We start from the raw sequence: 18261 nt of genomic DNA, 5'->3' as shown, positions 1-18261 counted from the left end.
GACTCCTTCACTTCAAAACCTTATGGGGTTTTAGTAAGAAGGACCCCCTGGTATCTGGCTCCACCCTGGCCAGGGCCAGGAGTTGGCCTTCGCCGGTCTCCAGGCGCACTATATCCCCTTCTCTGAGGGACGGTAGCGGCCGGCATACATCACCCTTGATGGCTACCCCGTTACTTACATGGCGGATAAACTCGCCTGGAACTATTATCACTGGCAGGTGGGCCAGGCCGGCGGCGGGCGGGAGAAGGAAGGTCCTCTCGCCCCTATCTATAGCCCCGGCTATTTCCTCCAGGGTCCAGGCATCTGTCAATCGGAAACTCCCGGCTCGGGTACGAAGTAAAAAGGCCAGGGTGGCACCTACCCCCAGGTAATCACCCCAGTCAGCCCCCAGGGTACGGATATAGGTACCCCGGGAGCAGGTGATATCTATTAACGCCCGGTAGTAAGGTCCATCAGGCCAGGCCCTAATCAGCCGAAATTCATGGATGGTCACCTGGCGGGCCGGTCGTTCAACCTCCAGGCCCTCCCTTGCCAGTTCATAAAGCCGGCGGCCCTGGTAGTGCACAGCCGATACCATGGGTGGTACCTGCCTGATAGTCCCCGTAAAGGGCCTGGTGGCGGCCTGTAAATCCTTTTCTGTGAAAGGCGGGCAGGGTTTCCTGGCCAGGACCCGGCCGCCCAAGTCCTGGGTGTCGGTCTTCAGGCCCAGGATAAACTCGGCCCGGTAGGCTTTATCGCCGCCCTGCAGGTATTCCAGCAAACGGGTAGCCGTACCAACGGCAACCGGCAGGACGCCAGCCGCCAGAGGGTCCAGGGTGCCACCATGGCCGATCCTCTTGACTTTGAGAAGCCGGCGCAGATTCTGCACCACGTCATGGGAGGTAAGTCCCGGCGGTTTTAAGACATTAACAAAACCCATAACCATACTTACAGGGCCTCACCGGCTGCAGCCACAACCCTGGCGACTACTGTATCCAGATCGCCGTCAAGGGTACAGCCAGCGGCCCGGCGGTGACCGCCGCCGCCAAATAATGCCGCCACCCTGTTGACGTCGACAATTTTTTTCGAACGCAGGCTTACTTTGACCTTGCCATCCGGCAATTCCCGGAAAAGCATGCCTACTTCTACGCCGGCAATACTGCGAGGATAATTTACCAGGCCCTCGGCGTGTTCCGGCCTGGCGCCATTGGCCTCCAGGGCTGCCCTGGATACTGTCATCCAGGCCACCCGACCTTCATAGGCCAGAGTCAGGGTGGGTAGGGTAGCCGCCAGAAGGCGGATGCTGTTTAAGGGCTTACTCTCCCAGAGGTGCTCCCGGATTAAGGGCATATCGGCCCCTTTCTCCAGCAGGCTGGCTGCCAGGCGCAGGGTCCTGGCCGTACAATTTTCATACTGGAAAGAGCCGGTATCAGTGGCCAGGGCTGTATAAAGGCAGGTTGCTACCTCCGGCGTAAAGGTTGCCGGTATTTGTTCTAGGACGGCGTAAATCAATTCCGCCGTGGCCGCCGCCCGGCTGTCAACCAGGTTCAGGTGGCCGAAACGGGTGTTGCTGACGTGATGATCGATATTAATTATTTTCTCTACCCGCTGTTGCCAGTTGCTAAAACCCTTACCGGCCCGTTCCATATCAGTGCAGTCGACCATGATCAGTAACGGCGGCATAGAGGTTACCTGGTCCGGGTCGATGATGGTTTCCTGGCCAGGCAGGTACTGAAACATCTCCGGAACCGGGTCGGCATTAATAGCTATTACGCTGGTGCCCCGTTTCCGGAGGGCCAGGGTAAGGCCGAGCATCGACCCCAGGCAATCGCCATCCGGTATAATATGGGTGGCAACCGCCACTTCCCGGGCGGTTGCCAGAATAGCCGCTATCTGCCCGATCTCACTCATCAGCATATTCCCCGGCCCTGACCCGGGCCAGCAAGCGGTTGATATGATCTCCATGCTCAATTGAGACATCCAGTTTGAAAGTAATTTCTGGTGTATAGCGCAGGCTCAAGCGCTGGCCGATCTCCCGCCGGATAAAGCTGGTAGCCCTGGCCAGACCCTCCATGGCCTGGTTCCTTGCCTCCTCGTCACCATAGATACTTACATATACCTTAGCATAGTGACGGTCATTTGACAGCTCTACCCCTGTAACGCTGACCAATCCGGCTTCCAGGCGCGGGTCCTTGACTTCATCCCGGATAATCCTGGCAATTTCTTTCTTCATCTCTTCAGCTACCCGCTGGTTCCTTGCGGTCACGGCCATCGCCTCCCTACAATTCCCTTTGAATCTCTTCGATAGTATAGGCTTCGATGACGTCGCCTTCTTTAATATCGTTAAACTTCTCCAGGCCAACGCCGCACTCGTAGCCTTGGGCTACCTCACGCACATCGTCCTTAAAGCGTTTTAAGGATTCAATCCGGCCTTCAAAGACTACCACACCATCCCTTATAACCCGGGCCAGGGCGCGATTCTGGATTTTGCCTTCGGTAACAAAGCACCCGGCAACCGTCCCGGCTTTGGGTACCTTGAAGGTAGCCCGGACTTCGGCCCGTCCCAGGATAACTTCGCGCTCCTCCGGTTCCAGAAGGCCGGACATGGCCGCCTTGACATCGTCGATAACCTCATAAATAACCCGGTAAAGCCTGATTTCAACGCCAGCTTCCTCGGCCGCCTTGCGCACGTTAGCCTCGGGGCGCACGTTAAAGCCGATGATAATCGCCTTCGAGGCCGCCGCCAGCATGACGTCGGTCTCGGTAATGGCCCCCACACCGCCGTGGAGGAGGTTGACCTTAACCTCACTGGTCGAAAGTTGCTCCAGGGCGCCCCGCAGGGCTTCTACCGAACCCTGGACATCCCCCTTAATGACCAGGTTAAGTTCCTTGACTTCTCCGGCTTCCATCTGCTTGAACAGGTCGTCCAGGGTGGTCTTGCTCGCGGCCTTTAGTTCTTCCTGTCGTTTTTCTTCCTGGCGGGAAGAGGCAATCTGGCGGGCCAGCTTTTCATCCTCCACCACCTGGAAGATATCGCCGGCCTCGGGCAATTCCGACAGGCCCAGGACTTCCACCGGTGTGGAAGGCGGGGCGCTGTTCACCCTCTCGCCCCGGTCATCAATCATGGCCCGGACGCGACCATAAACCGAACCGGCTACCAGGTTATCGCCTATCTTCAGGGTACCCTTTTGGACCAGCATGGTAGCCACCGGGCCGCGGCCCCTGTCGAGCTTGGCTTCAATGACGATACCCCGGGCCGGACGATCGGGGTTGGCCTTGAGTTCAGCTACATCGGCCGTCAGCAAGACCATTTCCAGGAGATCATTAATGCCTTCTTTAGTTACCGCCGACACCGGGACCATGATGGTATCGCCGCCCCATTCCTCCGGGACCAGGCCGTATTCCGTCAATTGCTGCTTCACCCGTTCCGGATTGGCCTCAGGACGATCGATCTTGTTAATGGCCACTACAATAGGTACCCCGGCAGCTTTGGCATGGTTAATAGCCTCAATGGTCTGGGGCATGACGCCGTCATCGGCGGCTACCACCAGGATAGCGATATCTGTCGCCTGGGCACCACGGGCCCGCATGGCGGTAAAGGCAGCATGGCCGGGGGTATCCAGGAAGGTGATCTTTCTGTTCTTCAGCCTTACCTGGTAGGCGCCGATATGCTGGGTAATACCACCGGCCTCGCTGGCCGTAACGTTGGTACGCCGGATGGCGTCCAGCAAGGAGGTCTTACCGTGGTCGACGTGGCCCATGACAGTGACGACCGGCGGCCTCTCCCGGAGGGTCTCCGGGGGATCGACCAGGTCTTCCAGCTCGGTAATCGGTTTTTCGGCCTTGATCTCCACTATGGCACCCAGGTCCTGGGCTACCAGGGCTGCAGTCTCCAGGTCCAGTTCCTGGTTGATAGTTGCCATAATTCCCTGGCCCATGAGGTACTTGATAACCTCGGCCGCCGTTTTGCCAATCCTTTTCGCCAGCTCCTGGACGGTGATGCTACCGGTCAGGGTAATCTTGAATACCACTTTGGGAGTCTCTTTATGCTTCTGGGCTTTCCCCTTGTTCTTATCCCGACGCATCAGGCGCTCTTCGAGCTGGTTCTCCATTTCCCGCTTACGGCTGCGGCCGGACTCGGCAGGTTTGGCACCGGGCCTGGCGTTCGATCGGTCACGCCGCTTTTCCGGTAAATCCTTGGTGACGGCCTCGGGGGGCTTGGGAATCCGTAGGGGCTTGCTGTGGGCCGGCCGGCGCTGGCCCTTCTCTGCCGGCGATTGCTGGCCGGCAGATGGAGCGGCCTCTTTGTCCCTGGTTGCAAACCGATTTGCCTGGTCTTCCCGGGCCGAACCCTTATTTTCATCCTGCCGGGAACGACCTTCTCCCCTGCGTTTTTTCTTCTGTCGTGACTGTTGTCCCCGCCCGGCCTCGCCGCCCTGGGCCCGCTGGCCTGTTGCTGCCGGCTGCTGCCGGGGCTCTTCCGTCCCCTGACCATTGGCAACGGCCTGCCGGAGCTCTTTACCATCCAGGGGCTGCCCGGCGGCCGCCGTTCCTTCTGCTGCCGGTGCATCACCGGCCTGTCTGGCAGCTGTAGCCGGTTTGTGCTCCTGGACGCGGGTTTCATCGGTGTTAGCAGGCCTGGCTGACCCGATGGCAGGCTGCCTGGTTGCTCCGGTTGCTTGCGCCGGTGCTCCAGTTTCGGGAGCTGGTACTTGACGCGAAGGCACCTCTTCTGCCCGCGGAGCATCAGGCACCCCGCGGGTAGGTACCGGCCCTTCTCCCTTCAGGGTAGCTTGTTCCCGGTGCATCCGGGCCAATTTAGCCGCCCGCCACTGCTGCCGGTAATGATTGCGTACTTTAATAACTTCCCCATTTTCCAGGACGCTCATGTGGGAACGGGTATAAATCCCCAGCCGGGCCATGGTATCTATAAGATCCTTATTGGTCACCTTTAATTCCTTGGCTAATTCGTAAACACGTGTTTTGGCCATTAAACCACCCCCAAATTTTCATACATCAACCTCCCGCACCCTTTGCCGAATTATAAAGGCAAAGTTTTTATCGGTAATGCCAACGACAGCACATGGGGGTTTGCCCAGTGCCGCTCCCAGCTCGTTTTTGTACCCGTAAAGCAACCCCTGACGGCGATACTCCCGGCAAAACCTCAAGATCCTTGTCTTGAGTCCCGGACTGCCGTCCCTGGCCAGTAAAACGAGTTCCACTTTCTGGCTCCTCAGGGCTGCTACAACTGCCTGGTAACCCCAGACGATTTTACCGGCGCGGTAAGCTAAACCCAGCAGGCTATAGATATTATTCATGGTTCCCTTCCTGGTTGAAACTGGCCTCCAGGCGTTCCAGCACCTCAGGGGAAACAGCTACGCCCAGGGCCCGTTCCAGGGCCCGGCTCTTAACAGCCTTCCGCAGGCATTCTACCCGCGGACACAGATAAGCACCGCGCCCGGCCCGTTTACCGGTGGGATCGATAACTACCTCCTGTTCCGGTGTCCGCACCACCCGCAGTAAGTTGCGCTTATCATTGCGGGCCCGGCAACCGACACACATCCGCACAGGTATTTTCCTGGGCTTAGGCAAGCTTACTCCTCCTCTATCGTGCCGTCAAGATCCAGGTCGGCATCCCAGGAATCCCAATCGCCAGCTTCGGATTCCGGTTTAATATCGATTTTCCAGCCGGTGATCCTGGCTGCCAGGCGGGCATTCTGGCCTTCCTTACCAATGGCCAGGGAGAGCTGGTTATCAGGAACGATGACCTGGCTCACCTTATTTTCTTCGTCGACAGTCACGTCCAGGACCCGGGCCGGGCTCAAGGAGTTGGCCACATAAACAGCCGGGTCATCGCTCCATTTAATGATATCTACCTTCTCGCCCCGCAGCTCCTGGACCACAGCCTGTACCCGTGCCCCCTTGGGACCTACGCAGGAGCCCACCGGATCCACCTTTTCATCCCGGGAATGAACGGCAATCTTGGAGCGCGCCCCAGGTTCCCTGGCGACTCCCTTAATTTCAACAATGCCATCGTGGATTTCCGGAACTTCCAGCTCGAAAAGCCTCTTTATCAAGCCGGGATGGGTCCGGGACACGAGAATCTGGGGCCCTTTGTTAGTCTTCCTGACCTCCAGGACATAGGCCTTCAGGCGTTCGCCCTGGCGGTAGGTCTCTCCGGGGCTCTGTTCGCTGGGAAGCAGGATCGCCTCGGCCCGGCCCAGGTCAAGGATAATGTTTTTGCCCTCCTGGCGCTGGACTACACCCGTAACGAGGTCATTTTCCCGGCCGATAAATTCTTCATAAATCAAGCCGCGCTCGGCTTCCCGGATGCGCTGGACGACCACCTGTTTGGCCGTTTGGGCAGCGATGCGGCCAAAATCCCTGGGAGTAACCTCTTTCTCCACTATGTCCCCCAGTTCATATTTACTGTTGATGGCCCGAGCTTCCTCGAGGGAGATCTCCTGCCGGGGATCGGTTACCTCTTCTACCACCTGGCGCTGGGCCAGAACCTTAATCTCCCCGGTATCACGCTGGATGTCCACCCTGACATTCTGCAGGGAGCCAAAGTTCTTCTTGTAAGCCGAGATTAAAGCCGCTTCAATGGCCTCCAGTAAAATATCGGCGTTAATACCCTTTTCCCTCTCCAGGTCCCGTAGTGCCTGGATAAACTCACTGTTCATCTCTAGCTAGTCCTCCTCGTCATCTGCCAGGTCGAAGACCAGCCTGGCAGTCGCTACCTGCTCCAGGGGTATAGCCAGATCCCACCCCTCCTCAAGGTGCATCCGGACCTGCCCATCCTGATAACCAAGTAACCGCCCCTGAAAATGGCGCTGCCCATTTATAGGAGCAAAAGTGCGTAATTTTACCTTCCGCCCGGCAAAACGGTTAAAATCAGCTTCTTTCTTTAACGGGCGCTCCAGGCCTGGTGAAGATACCTCCAGGTAGTAGCTATGGGGGATGGGGTCCTTCTCATCCAGCAGGGCGCTGACGACCCGGCTGACTTGCTCACAGTCATCCAGGCCAATCCCCTCCGGCCGGTCGATGAACAGCCGTAGGATATAACGCCCCCCCTCCCGACCGTACTGCAGGTCAACCAGCTCATAGCCCATGGGGGTCAGGAGCGGCTCTACCAGTTCCTGGATTAGTGCTGTTAATTTACTCAAGGATTTACCTCCCTGGAGTCAACATAAAAGAGTGGGCAGGAACCCACTCTTTTCCAACAAAACAGCAAGGTAATGTCTGGCTGCAATCGACCTGAAAATAGTATAGCACAGGTTCTGGGGGGCATGCAAGGGAAAAGTGAGACTTTTACCGGGACAAGCCTGGGGAAAGAGACGCTTATCAATGACATTTACCCGAAAAACACCAGTTGGTCCGAGGGCGGTAGATCCGCCAGGGCGCCGTGCTTTTCCAGGGCTTCGATGACCGTCTTGCTGACCCGGGAACGGTACTGCAAATCTTCGACGGAAGTAAAGGGGCGTTCCTGGCGGGCGCGGACGATGGCCTCGGCCGCCGCCCGGCCAACCCCGGGCAAGGCCGCCAGGGGTGGCAAGAGCTTACCCGGCTCCACCAGAAAACGGCTGGCGTCCGCCTTTTGCAGGTCGATACGTTCCAGGGTGATGCCCCGGCAATACATCTCCCTGGCTACCTCCAGGATGGTAAGGATGTTCTTCTCCCTGGCGGTAGCTTCGTTGCCTTTGCGCTCCAGGGCGGCAATCTCTTCCTGAATGCGGGGCAACCCGGCGGCAACCACGTCGGCGTCGAATTCGTCGGCGCGGATGCTGAAAAAGGATGCATAGAAGGCCTCCGGGTAATAGACCTTAAAATAAGCGATGCGGAAGGCCATGGTCACGTAAGCCACAGCGTGAGCCTTGGGGAAAAGGTAGCTGATTTTTTTGCAGGACTGGATGAACCACTCGGGTACGCCCGCGGCCCGGATGGCTTCTTCGTACTCTTTTTTCACTCCTTTACCCTTACGCACATCCTCCATGGTGCGGAAGGCGATGTCGGCCACCACACCGTGCTGCATGAGGTAGTTCATGATGTCGTCCCGGGTAGAGATGGCTTCGCTCAGTTTCGCCGTGCCGCTTTTAATCAGATCCTGGGCGTTGTTTAACCAAACATCGGTACCGTGGGAAAAACCACTGATGCGTACCAGCTCGGCAAAGGTCCGCGGCCTGGTATCCTCCAGCATCTGGCGAACAAAGCGGGTGCCAAATTCGGGGATGCCTAAGGTCCCCACCTGGGAGCCGATGTCTTCCGGCCTGATGCCAAGGGCCTCGACGCTGGAAAAAAGGGACATGGTCCGGGGCTCGTCCAGGGGGATCTCCCTGGCATTGACACCGGTGAGATCTTCCAGCATTTTAATGACCGTCGGGTCGTCGTGGCCCAGGAGGTCTAATTTAACCAGGCGGCTGCTGATGGAGTGGTAATCAAAGTGGGTGGTGATGGTGCCGCTGCCGGTATCGTCGGCCGGGTGCTGGAGGGGTGTGAAGAGGTGCATGTCCACTCCTTTGGGAACTACCATCAATCCGCCTGGATGCTGGCCGGTAGTCCTTTTGACGCCGGTGATGCCCTTTACAAGGCGGTTTATTTCCGCCTGTCGAGCTTTAAGGCCCCGTTCCTCCAGGTACTTATGGACAAAACCGAAGGCCGTTCGCTCCGCCAGGGTAGCGATAGTCCCGGCCCGGAAAACATGGTCTTTACCGAAAATGGTCTCAGTATACTGATGGGCCCGGGGTTGATATTCCCCGGAAAAGTTGAGATCAATATCGGGTACCTTGTCCCCTTTAAAGCCCAGGAAGACTTCAAAGGGGATATCGTGGCCGTCCTTCAAGAGCCTGGTCCCGCATCGGGGACAATCCCTGGCCGGGAGATCGGCACCGCACTTGGCGCTGCCGTCGCTAATAAACTCGCTGTAACGGCAGGATGGGCAGCGGTAATGGGGCGGCAGGGGGTTAACCTCGGTAATCCCGGCCATGGTCGCCACCAGGGAGGACCCCACCGAACCCCGGGAGCCAACCAGATAGCCGTCTTCGTTGGACTTGTGCACCAGCTTGTGGGCTATGAGGTACAGGACGGCAAAGCCGTGGCCGATAATGGCCTGCATTTCTTTGTCCAGGCGGGCCCGAACTATTTCCGGCAGGGGGTCGCCGTACCACTCCTTGGCCCGGGTAGTTACGATGCGAGTTAACTCTTCTTCTGCTCCCGGGATCTCCGGCGGGTAGAATTCGTCGGGAATGGGCTTTAACTCTTCCACCTGCTCCGCTATCAACCGGGGGTTGGTTATAACTACCTGGTGGGCCGTTTCCCCGTCAAGATAGTCAAATTCGGCCAGCATCTCCTCCGTAGTCCGGTAGTACAGGGGGGCCTGGACTTCGTCGGCATAGCCCTGGCCGGCCAGGAGGATCTGGCGGTAGATGGCGTCCTCAGGGTTAAGGAAATGGACGTCCCCGGTGGCCACCACTGGCTTCCCCAATTTTTGTCCTAGGGCGATAATCTGGCGGTTCATATCCATGAGGGCCTGGCGGTCGGCCACCTGTCCCTGGCGAATTAAAAAGTCATTATTGGCCAGGGGCTGGATTTCCAGGAAGTCGTAGAAAGAAGCGATCTCTTCCAGGCGGGTCTGATCGGCCCCGGCCAGGTAACCCCGGATCAACTCGCCGGCTTCGCAGGCCGTGCCTAAGAGGAGCCCTTCGCGGTACTCCTGGATGAGGTGGCGCGGCAGGCGGGGCTTGCGATAAAAGAAATCCAGGTGAGCCCGGGATATAAGGCGGTAAAGGTTGGCCAGGCCCTGCTTATTTTTAACCAGTATAATAATGTGATAGGTACGCTGGTGGTCGGGAGGCTGGTTATCCTGGTCGAAGAGATATCCTTCCACCCCGTAGATGATCTTGACGCCATACTTGCGGCCGGCCTCAGCCGCTGCCGGGAAGGCCTGGACCACCCCGTGGTCGGTGATGGCTACCGCTCCGTGGCCCCAACGGGCTGCCTGCTGGACCACCGCGGCCACCTCAGTAACACCGTCCATGGCGCTCATTTTGGTATGTAAATGCAACTCCACCCTTTTCTCCGCTGCCCTGTCTTCCCGGGTGGGCCGCTGGCCGCGGGCCACAGCGTCGGCCAGAAGTATTAACTCCTGACTGTAGCGATCATACTGGGCCTGCCCCTGGACCAGGACCCAGTCCCCCTCTGCCAGGCCACCTTCAATTAAGGGGCCTTTATCAACAAAGGCTTTCACCGTCAGGGAATCGGTGTAATCGGTTATATCGAAGGTAATCAACCAGCGGCCCGATTTTAGCTGGCGGGACTCAAACTTTAACACCTCGCCCTGGACGGCCACCTGCTTCTCCTCTTCCTGGACATCCTTCAGGGGCCGGGGAGCAGCGGTGATTTTTTTACCCAGCAACTGGCCGTCAGTGGAAGTACTCTTGGTGCCAGCCGGTGTTTTAACCTCGGCAGGGACTTCCCGCCGCACCCCTTCCAGTTGCCGGGCCTGGAGCTGGCGGGAAGCCGAGAGGAGTTCTTCCTGGTAATCCTTATCTGACACCAGGTCGACAGTCACCTGATGACCGTAATGGCCCAGTACTTCCTGTAAAACCACATCCCCCCGGCGGGCCTTCAGGGCCTCGACGGCCAGGGAAGCCGGCAAAACCAGCTTCAGGTGCCGGCCCTGCAGTTCCAGCCTGGCGCCGGCCAGCCAGGCAGAACTGCCGTTTCCAAGGATACCGGCCACCTGGTCCAGGATCGCACCCCGCTTTTCCCGGATCAGGGCTGCCAGGTCGCCGCTGTCGGCCTGGTCAAGGGTTTTGATGCTAAAAGTAAAGCCGGGAAATTCCCCGGCCAGGAAGCGAGTGCAGGCGGCGATGTCTTCCGGCTCCAGGGGATGGGGTGGACAGAGCCAGAGGCAACACCTGCCCTCCCGGCGGGTAATCTCTACTTTGCGCACCGCCCCGCCCTGAAGTAGTTGCAGCCAGATGTTTTCCTTTGTAGACATCCCCATCAGCCTCTTATTACCGGTACTTTTCCATCTCCCGGGCCAGCAAGGCCTGGATCTGCGCCGACAGCCCCTCCAGGGGCAGCGGTGTTTCCTCCTTCCGGGACCGCCATTTAACGTCCACCGTGCCGCTGGTGATGGTCCTCTTGCCGACGGTTATCCGCAGGGGATAACCGATGAGGTCCGCCTCGACAAACTTGAGACCGGCCCGTTCATCCCGGTCGTCATAGACGACTTCCACCCCGGCGGCGGCCAGTTCCCGGTACAGCCCTTCGGCCACTTGCCGCTGGCCGTCATCCTTCAGGGAGGCCGGGATAATAACCACCTGGTAGGGAGCAACGCTCAAAGGCCAGATAATCCCCTGGTCGTCGTGGCATTGCTCGACAATCGCCGCCATGGTCCGGCTAACGCCAATACCATAGCAGCCCATCACGATGGGATGCTCCTGGCCCCGGGCGTCGGTATAATTGGCTCCCAGGGCGCCGCTATATTTGGTTCCTAACTGGAAGACCTGGCCAACCTCGATCCCCCGGGCCTGGGCCAGGGGGGCACCGCACTGGGGACAGGGTTCCCCGGCCTCCACCTGGCGGATGTCGACCACAGCTGTGGGGTTAAAGTCCCGGCCCGGGTTGACGTTTACCAGGTGGTAGCCCTCCCGGTTGGCACCAGCCACCCCGTTGACCAGGTAGGGTATTTCCAGGTCGGCGTAAAGGGGTATACCCTGCAAGCCCACCGGGCCGACAAAGCCGACCGGCGCCCCGGTGGCCTTCCGCACCCTTTCAGGGTCTGCCAGGAGCAGGTGCCGGCAGCCGAGATGATTCTGGAGCTTGACTTCGTTGAGCTCCCTGTCGCCGCGAACCAGGGCAGCAATAAGCTGGCCGTCGGCCTCGTAAAAGAGGGTTTTGATGAGCCTGTCCGGGGTGACCTCCAGGAAGGTGCAGATTTCCGCCACCGTCTTTTGCCCCGGTGTAGCCACTTCCTTTAAAGGAGCGGGATTTTCCGTCGCTATCATGGGCAGGGCTTTTGCCACGGCGATTTCCACATTGGCCGCATAATCGCACTCCCGGCAATAAACCAGCAGGGCCTCACCGGCGGTGGCCAGGGCCATAAATTCGTGGCTGTAATTGCCGCCGATAGCACCGCTATCAGCCTGGACCGGGCGGAAATCCAGACCACAGCGACGGAAAACATTACTGTAGGCCTGGTACATCTTCCGGTAGCTCTGGTTAAGCCCTTCCTGGTCCAGGTCAAAGGAATAGAGGTCCTTCATGATAAACTCCCGACCCCGCAGGAGACCAAAGCGGGGCCGGCGCTCATCCCGGTATTTATTTTGAATCTGGTACAGGAGCAGGGGGAGTTGTTTGTAGGAGGTGACTTCGCTCCGTACCAGGGCGGTGATAATCTCTTCGTGGGTGGGACCCAGGCAAAACTGGCGCCGGTGCCGGTCCTGGAGGCGAAACATTTCTTCGCCGTAGACCTCCCAACGGCCGCTTTCCTGCCAGAGTTCGGCCGGCTGGATAATGGGCAAGACCACTTCCTGCCCGCCGGCCCGGTCCATTTCTTCCCGGATAATCTGCTCGATCTTGGCCAGTACCCGCCGACCCAGGGGCAGGTAGGTGTAGATGCCGGCGGCGGCCTTACGGATAAAGCCGCCCCGGAGGAGTAGCTGGTGGCTAACAATTTCGGCCTCGGCTGGGGTTTCCCTCAGGGTCGGAGCCAGCAATTCACTCGCTCGCATCCTCGTCCTCCTTTGAGCTCTATGGTACTTAGTATAAGGCCGGGGATATGTCCCTTCGCCCCTCAGGAGTTACGCGCCCGGCCCTCAAATAGTTACAAAAAGGCTCTATACACTAACTCAAGCATCTGGGGCGGCCACCGGTTAAATACCGGGTGCTGTACGCCGTCTGCGGATTGTCCTTAGCTTTTATAACTGCGTTTTCCTGTTAGCCATCTGCCCCATACGGTTAAATGCTGTCCCTGTCCTGCTCCCGGCCCTTATGCTTCGCGGCTCCGGGAAATACCGCCTCCTCATGACATACATTATCCCTGTTCCCGCCTCTCTGCCGCCAGGCGTTTCACTTCCTCCACCAGGGCCCGGGCCAGATCTTCTTCTTTCACCTTGCGTACCGGGCGACCGTGGCGAAAAAGGAGGCCGAAGCCCGGACCGCCGGCAATACCGACGTCAGCCTGGCGGGCCTCCCCGGGGCCGTTGACGGCGCAGCCCATGACAGCCACCTTCAGGGGCTGTTTAATGCCCCGCAGTTCCTCCTGAACCCTGGCCGCCACCGCGTCCAGGTCCAGCTGGCAGCGGCCGCAGGTGGGACAGGAGATCAACTCAATGCCCTGCTGGCGCAGGCCCAAGGCGCGCAGAATGGCAAAGCCGGCAATAACCTCCTGGACCGGGTCGCCGGTGAGGGAGACCCTGATGGTGTCGCCAATCCCCTCTGCGAGTAAAATGCCGATGCCTACGGCCGATTTTACCGCTCCTTCCAGCCCCCGGCCGGCTTCGGTAACCCCCAGGTGCAGAGGGTAATCTACCTTTTCCGCCATGAGGCGGTAGGCTGCCAGCATTAAAGGCACCTCGGAGGCTTTAAGGGAAACTTTAATCTCCCGGAAATCCAGATCCTCCAGGAGGCGGATGTGTTTTAGGGCACTGGCAACCATGGCTTCCGCCGTCACCCCGCCATGGGCCGCCAGGACTTCTTTCTCCAGGGAACCGGCGTTAACGCCGATGCGGATGGGCACCCGGCGGGCAGCAGCCTCTTTGACTACCGCCTTTACCCGCTCAGGCCCGCCAATGTTGCCCGGATTTAAACGCAAGCCGTCAACCCCGGCCTCCAGGGCCGCCAGGGCCAGGCGGTAGTCGAAGTGGATATCGGCGATAAGAGGTATCTCTACCTGGGCCTTTATTTTCGCCAGGGCCAGGGCCGCTTCTTGATCCGGTACGGCCAGGCGGACGATTTCACAGCCGGCGGCGGCCAGCCTCCTGATCTGGGCGACAGTAGCGGTAATATCCCGGGTATCGGTATTGGTCATAGACTGGACGGAGATAGGAGCCCCGCCCCCAATAGCAACCTTACCCACCTGGATTCGCCGGGTGGGACGGCGCCTGCCAGGCATTTAGTTCACCTCAGCTGAAGATCCGGATTAAATCCTTATAGGTAATGAGAATTAACAGGCCCATCAGGATGGCAAAGCCGATCAGGTGGATAAAATTCTCCTTTTCCGGGTTAATGGGTCGCCCGCGCACTGCTTCCAGGCCCAGGAACACCAGCCGGCTGCCATCCAGGGCGGGGACCGGCAGCAGGTTAATAATCCCCAGGTCAAGGCTCAGGACGGCCATAAAGTTCAAAACATTGGCCAGGCCGAAGGCTGCCGCTTGGCCCACCAGCTGGACGATACCCACCGGACCGACTACCTCCGCCGCCACCTTGCCGGTCACCATCTCTACCAAGCTCAGGATAATGAGCCTGGTGATCTCTATTGCCTGCCTGGTGCCTAGGACAATAGAGCGCCAGAAACCCTGCCTCTCCCAGGTGGGGCCGATGCCGATCAATCCCACCCCCGTCTGGGGATCCCTGGCGGTGGTGAGGTTGATCTGTTGTTGCCGGCCGTCCCGTTCAATCACCAGGGTTATTTTTTCTTCCGGGTGTTTATAAATCAGGTCGACCATATCGCGCCAGGTATTCACCGGGGTATCGTTAACCTGAAGGATTTTATCCCCGGGTTGCAAGCCGGCCAGGGCGGCCGGCATACCCGGCTCGACCCGGCCAATAATATTGATATCAGCCGGTATCCCCAGGACCATAAAGACCAGAATAAACAGGAACAACGCCAGGAGGAAGTTCATACCAGAACCGGCGCCGATGACCCCCATCCGGGCGAGTACCGGCTGGCGGTTGAAGCCACGTGGGTCGTCAAGGTCTGGCCCCTCCATGCCGGCCATCCGGTTAAACCCTCCCAGGGGAAAGGCCCGCAGGGAATAAATGGTTTCTCCCTTTTTAACCTGCCACAGGGCCGGGCCCATGCCGATAGCGAACTCCTCCACCTTAATCCCGGCGCGCTTGGCCGCCAGGTAGTGCCCCCCTTCATGGACGATAACCAGAATGCTGAAGATAACCAGGGCCAGGATAATGGTCACCAGACCTCAACTCCTGTAAATGAGATACGTTAGGTGATAAATGGGGGGTCGCCCCCACATTCAACCTTGAATTATTAAAACGACAATCCTTCAGCTACTGCTCCTGCCCGCCGTCGGGCCCAGGCATCGGCGGCGAGGATGCCTTCAAGGTCGGGTACAGGCTCCGGTTGATGCTCATCCAGGACCCGTCCTACCACCTGGCTGATGGCGGTAAGGGTTATCTTCCCGGCCAGGAAATATTCCACCGCCACTTCATCGGCAGCGCTCAGGACCGCCGGGTAAGTGCCCCCGGCACGACCTGCCTGGAGCGCCAGCTCCAGGCAGGGGAAACGCTCCAGGTCCGGCAGAGCAAATTCCAGGTGTCCCAGTGCTGCCAGATCCAGAGGCTGCACGTCCAGATCCCAACGCTCCGGCCAGGTCAGGGCATACTGGATGGGCAGGCGCATATCGGCCGGCCCCAGTTGGGCAAAAAGAGCCCCGTCGCTGTAACGCACTAGGGCGTGTACAACGCTCTGGGGATGAATCAAGACCTTGATTTGATCAAAATCGAGGTTAAAGAGATGTTTGGCTTCAATTACCTCCAGCCCCTTGTTCATCAGGGTCGCGGAATCTATGGTTATCTTCGGCCCCATCACCCAGGTGGGATGGTTTAAAGCCTGCTCTGGAGTAACGTTAGCCATCTCGGCCCGGGGCATCTGCCGCAGGGGTCCTCCGGAGGCAGTGATTATTACCTCTGCCACCCGGCCTCCCTGGCGCAAGCACTGGAAGATGGCCGAGTGCTCGCTATCCACGGGTATAATCTGGCGGCTGAGGCGCCGGGCCCGGTCCATGACCAGTTGACCGGCCGCCACCAGGACCTCTTTGTTGGCCAGGGCGATATCTTTTCCCGCCTCCAGGGCCGCCAGAATGGCTTTCAGGCTGCGAATGCCGACCATGGCCGCCACCACCAGTTCCACTCCTTCCAGGCAGGCGGCGGCCATCAGGCCCTCTTCCCCGGCGAGGATGCGGATTCCGGGGTCGCTGACCATTTCGGCCAGGACCCGGGCCCGCTCTTCATCCAAAAGAACCGCCAGGCGGGGCCGGAACCTGCGCACCTGGGCGGCCAGAAGCTCGTCATTCCTGGCTGCTACCAGGGCGGCGACCCTGAACCTGCCGGGGTGGGCAGCAACAACCTCCAGGGTCTGCCGGCCAATGGAACCCGTTGATCCCAGTACAGTTATCTCTTTAGCCAATTACTTATTAACCTCCTGTCCGGAACGGAAAAAGGCCTTTAAAACAACAATGGTCAGAGGCCCCAAGGCCAGGCCCACTACTCCCAGGAGCTTTAAGCCGGCATAAAGGACAATCAAAGTGGTTAAAGGGTACAGGCCCAGGTTGACAGCCACCAGCTTGGGCTGGAGTACCTGGCGCAGGATGATAATAAAGGCGTAGAGAATCAGCAGGGCCAGCCCCAGGCCGTAGTGGCCGAGGATAAATTCAATAATGATCCAGGGGATAAAGACCGTACCCGGCCCTACAATGGGGAGTAAGTCGGCCAGGCCGATCAAAAAGGCCAGGGTCAGGGCGTAGTCCACCTTTAAAATCAGGAGACCGAGGACGCTCTGGGTCATCTGCAGGCTGATTAACAGGATCTCTGCCCGCAGGTAACCGATAATCGCCTGGCCCAGGGAACTGAAAACCCGGCTCGTCCGTTCCCGCCACCCGGCCGGCATAACCCGGAGCAAGGTCCGCAGGATTAGTTCCTTATCCCGGCTGAAGAAATAGGTGGCCACCAGGGTAATGATAACAAAAATAAAGAAGTCGGGCAGGGAGCTGACAATAATAACCAGTCCCTGAACTGTTTGGGTAAGGAAACCTTTTAAAACGTTAACGGCATTATTGAATAAAGATTGAAAGGAAATCAAGATGTTCGGCGGCAGGTTGCCGCCGAAATAAAAGCCCTGCAGGCGGTAAAAATACTCCTGGAGAAGCGCTCCCAGGCTGCGGGCCTGGGCTGGCAGGTTCAGGACCAGGCTTTCCAGCTCGATAATTAGATTGGCGAGCAGGTAAAACAGGGCTACGCCCATAATGGCCAGTACCAGGAGCAGAGTGGTGATGACAGCCCAGCCACGTCCTATTTTTAACTTTTTTTCAAGCAGGTTGACTGCAGGATCGATAATGGCGGCAAGTAAAGCTGCCAGGGCAAAGGGCAAGACGATAGGGACCAGGGTCTTGATAATCTCCCTGGCCGCAGGAAATATGTAATAATAAAGCAACAGGAACAGGACGGCAGCCATTAAGGCTAGTAATAGAGACTGGAAAGTCTGTTGAAAGCGCCCGTTCAGGCCGGCCAAAGATTTCACTCCTCAAGGTTAAGACAAGAAAAAGACCAGATAATAGTATACCACCGGTGCAACCAGAAGTAAACTGTCAAAGCGGTCTAAAATGCCGCCATGACCGGGTAAGAGCCAGCCGCTGTCCTTCACCCCTGCCTGGCGTTTTAATCCGGATTCGATTAAATCACCTGCCTGGGCAGTAACCGCCACCAGGATTGCCAGCACCCCCAAAAGCCAGTAGCTCAGGCCCGGCAATAGCAACGGGCCAATTGCCAGGGCTATGAGTATGCTCCCGAACAGCCCCCCGATTGCCCCGGCCCAGGTCTTACCGGGGCTTAAGCGGGGCCAGGGATGACGGCGGCCAAAGAGGAGCCCGCAAAAATAGGCGCCGCTATCGGTGGCCCAGGTTAACAGGAAGACCATGGTAAGGGCCCCGGCACCACCGGGCAACAGGCGTATTAAGGGCAGGTAAGCCACCAGGCCTCCTACATACCAGATGCCCAGGAAGGTCACCGCCAGGTCGGCCACCCCGAGGCGTGGAAACATTAACAGAAAAAGGAACAACAAGCCCAGTGTTACGACTACCAGGAACCATGCCGGCATTCCTTTACTAAGATATGCTACCGGGATCAGGAAGAGGCCACCCAGGAGGCCGGCCGGTACCATGGGTTTTAGTTGCATCCGCTTAGCCAGGTGGTAAAACTCCATCAATCCCACCAGGGTTATCAATTCGGCCAGGAGGTTAAGCCACCAACCGCCCAGAAATGTTACTCCTAGTAGTAACGGGATACCCACCAGGGCTACTACCAGCCTGGCAGCAAGCATAG

Annotated in this window: 15 protein-coding genes; all 15 read right to left on the bottom strand. The window is 58.4% G+C overall.

Annotated features, from left to right (window positions below; all coding sequences use genetic code 11):
* Positions 1-7: 7 nt before the first annotated feature.
* The 15 genes from truB to MOTHE_RS04830 all read right to left on the bottom strand — a co-directional run bounded on the left by truB (position 8) and on the right by MOTHE_RS04830 (position 18259).
* Positions 8-925 carry a tRNA pseudouridine(55) synthase TruB gene (gene truB, locus MOTHE_RS04900; protein ID WP_011392567.1) on the bottom strand — a complete coding sequence of 306 codons (918 nt, stop codon included), beginning with the start codon at positions 923-925 and terminating at the stop codon, positions 8-10.
* Positions 926-927: 2 nt separating this feature from the next.
* The gene (locus MOTHE_RS04895) at positions 928-1890 is read right to left on the bottom strand and encodes a DHH family phosphoesterase (RefSeq protein WP_053094739.1); all 963 of its coding nucleotides are present in this window, start codon (positions 1888-1890) and stop codon (positions 928-930) included.
* On the bottom strand, positions 1883-2251 hold the full coding sequence (gene rbfA / locus MOTHE_RS04890) for a 30S ribosome-binding factor RbfA (RefSeq protein WP_011392565.1): 369 nt from the start codon (positions 2249-2251) through the stop codon (positions 1883-1885). Before rbfA ends, MOTHE_RS04895 begins: the two co-directional genes overlap by 8 nt.
* Before the next feature lie 7 nt (positions 2252-2258).
* Positions 2259-4970, bottom strand: coding sequence for a translation initiation factor IF-2 (gene infB, locus MOTHE_RS04885; RefSeq protein ID WP_053094738.1), 2712 nt, complete (start codon positions 4968-4970; stop codon positions 2259-2261).
* 18 nt (positions 4971-4988) lie between these two features.
* Positions 4989-5297, bottom strand: a complete 309-nt coding sequence (locus MOTHE_RS04880; protein WP_011392563.1) for a L7Ae/L30e/S12e/Gadd45 family ribosomal protein — start codon at positions 5295-5297, stop codon at positions 4989-4991.
* Complete coding sequence (gene rnpM / locus MOTHE_RS04875) at positions 5290-5571, bottom strand: RNase P modulator RnpM (protein WP_011392562.1); 282 nt, start codon at positions 5569-5571, stop codon at positions 5290-5292. Before rnpM ends, MOTHE_RS04880 begins: the two co-directional genes overlap by 8 nt.
* A 2-nt stretch (positions 5572-5573) precedes the next feature.
* Complete coding sequence (nusA, locus tag MOTHE_RS04870; RefSeq protein ID WP_025774493.1) at positions 5574-6662, bottom strand: transcription termination factor NusA; 1089 nt, start codon at positions 6660-6662, stop codon at positions 5574-5576.
* A gap of 6 nt (positions 6663-6668) precedes the next feature.
* A complete protein-coding gene (gene rimP, locus MOTHE_RS04865; protein ID WP_011392560.1) occupies positions 6669-7145 on the bottom strand; it encodes a ribosome maturation factor RimP in 477 nt (158 codons plus the stop codon).
* 188 nt (positions 7146-7333) lie between these two features.
* Positions 7334-10978 (bottom strand): PolC-type DNA polymerase III, encoded by a 3645-nt coding sequence (locus tag MOTHE_RS04860; protein WP_053094737.1) that lies wholly within the window; start codon positions 10976-10978, stop codon positions 7334-7336.
* Positions 10979-10994: 16 nt separating this feature from the next.
* Positions 10995-12716 (bottom strand): proline--tRNA ligase, encoded by a 1722-nt coding sequence (locus MOTHE_RS04855; RefSeq protein WP_011392558.1) that lies wholly within the window; start codon positions 12714-12716, stop codon positions 10995-10997.
* 302 nt (positions 12717-13018) lie between these two features.
* Complete coding sequence (gene ispG / locus MOTHE_RS04850; protein WP_053094736.1) at positions 13019-14098, bottom strand: flavodoxin-dependent (E)-4-hydroxy-3-methylbut-2-enyl-diphosphate synthase; 1080 nt, start codon at positions 14096-14098, stop codon at positions 13019-13021.
* A gap of 10 nt (positions 14099-14108) precedes the next feature.
* Complete coding sequence (rseP, locus tag MOTHE_RS04845; protein ID WP_011392556.1) at positions 14109-15119, bottom strand: RIP metalloprotease RseP; 1011 nt, start codon at positions 15117-15119, stop codon at positions 14109-14111.
* Positions 15120-15193: 74 nt separating this feature from the next.
* On the bottom strand, positions 15194-16351 hold the full coding sequence (locus tag MOTHE_RS04840) for a 1-deoxy-D-xylulose-5-phosphate reductoisomerase (protein ID WP_011392555.1): 1158 nt from the start codon (positions 16349-16351) through the stop codon (positions 15194-15196).
* Positions 16352-17452 carry a sporulation integral membrane protein YtvI gene (gene ytvI / locus MOTHE_RS04835; RefSeq protein WP_011392554.1) on the bottom strand — a complete coding sequence of 367 codons (1101 nt, stop codon included), beginning with the start codon at positions 17450-17452 and terminating at the stop codon, positions 16352-16354.
* An 18-nt stretch (positions 17453-17470) separates the two neighbouring features.
* A complete protein-coding gene (locus MOTHE_RS04830) occupies positions 17471-18259 on the bottom strand; it encodes a phosphatidate cytidylyltransferase (protein WP_011392553.1) in 789 nt (262 codons plus the stop codon).
* Positions 18260-18261: the final 2 nt, after the last annotated feature.

It is taken from the genome of Moorella thermoacetica (assembly GCF_001267405.1).
Taxonomy (GTDB): domain Bacteria; phylum Bacillota; class DSM-521; order Neomoorellales; family Neomoorellaceae; genus Neomoorella; species Neomoorella thermoacetica.
This window is presented reverse-complemented; position numbering and strand designations above follow the sequence as displayed.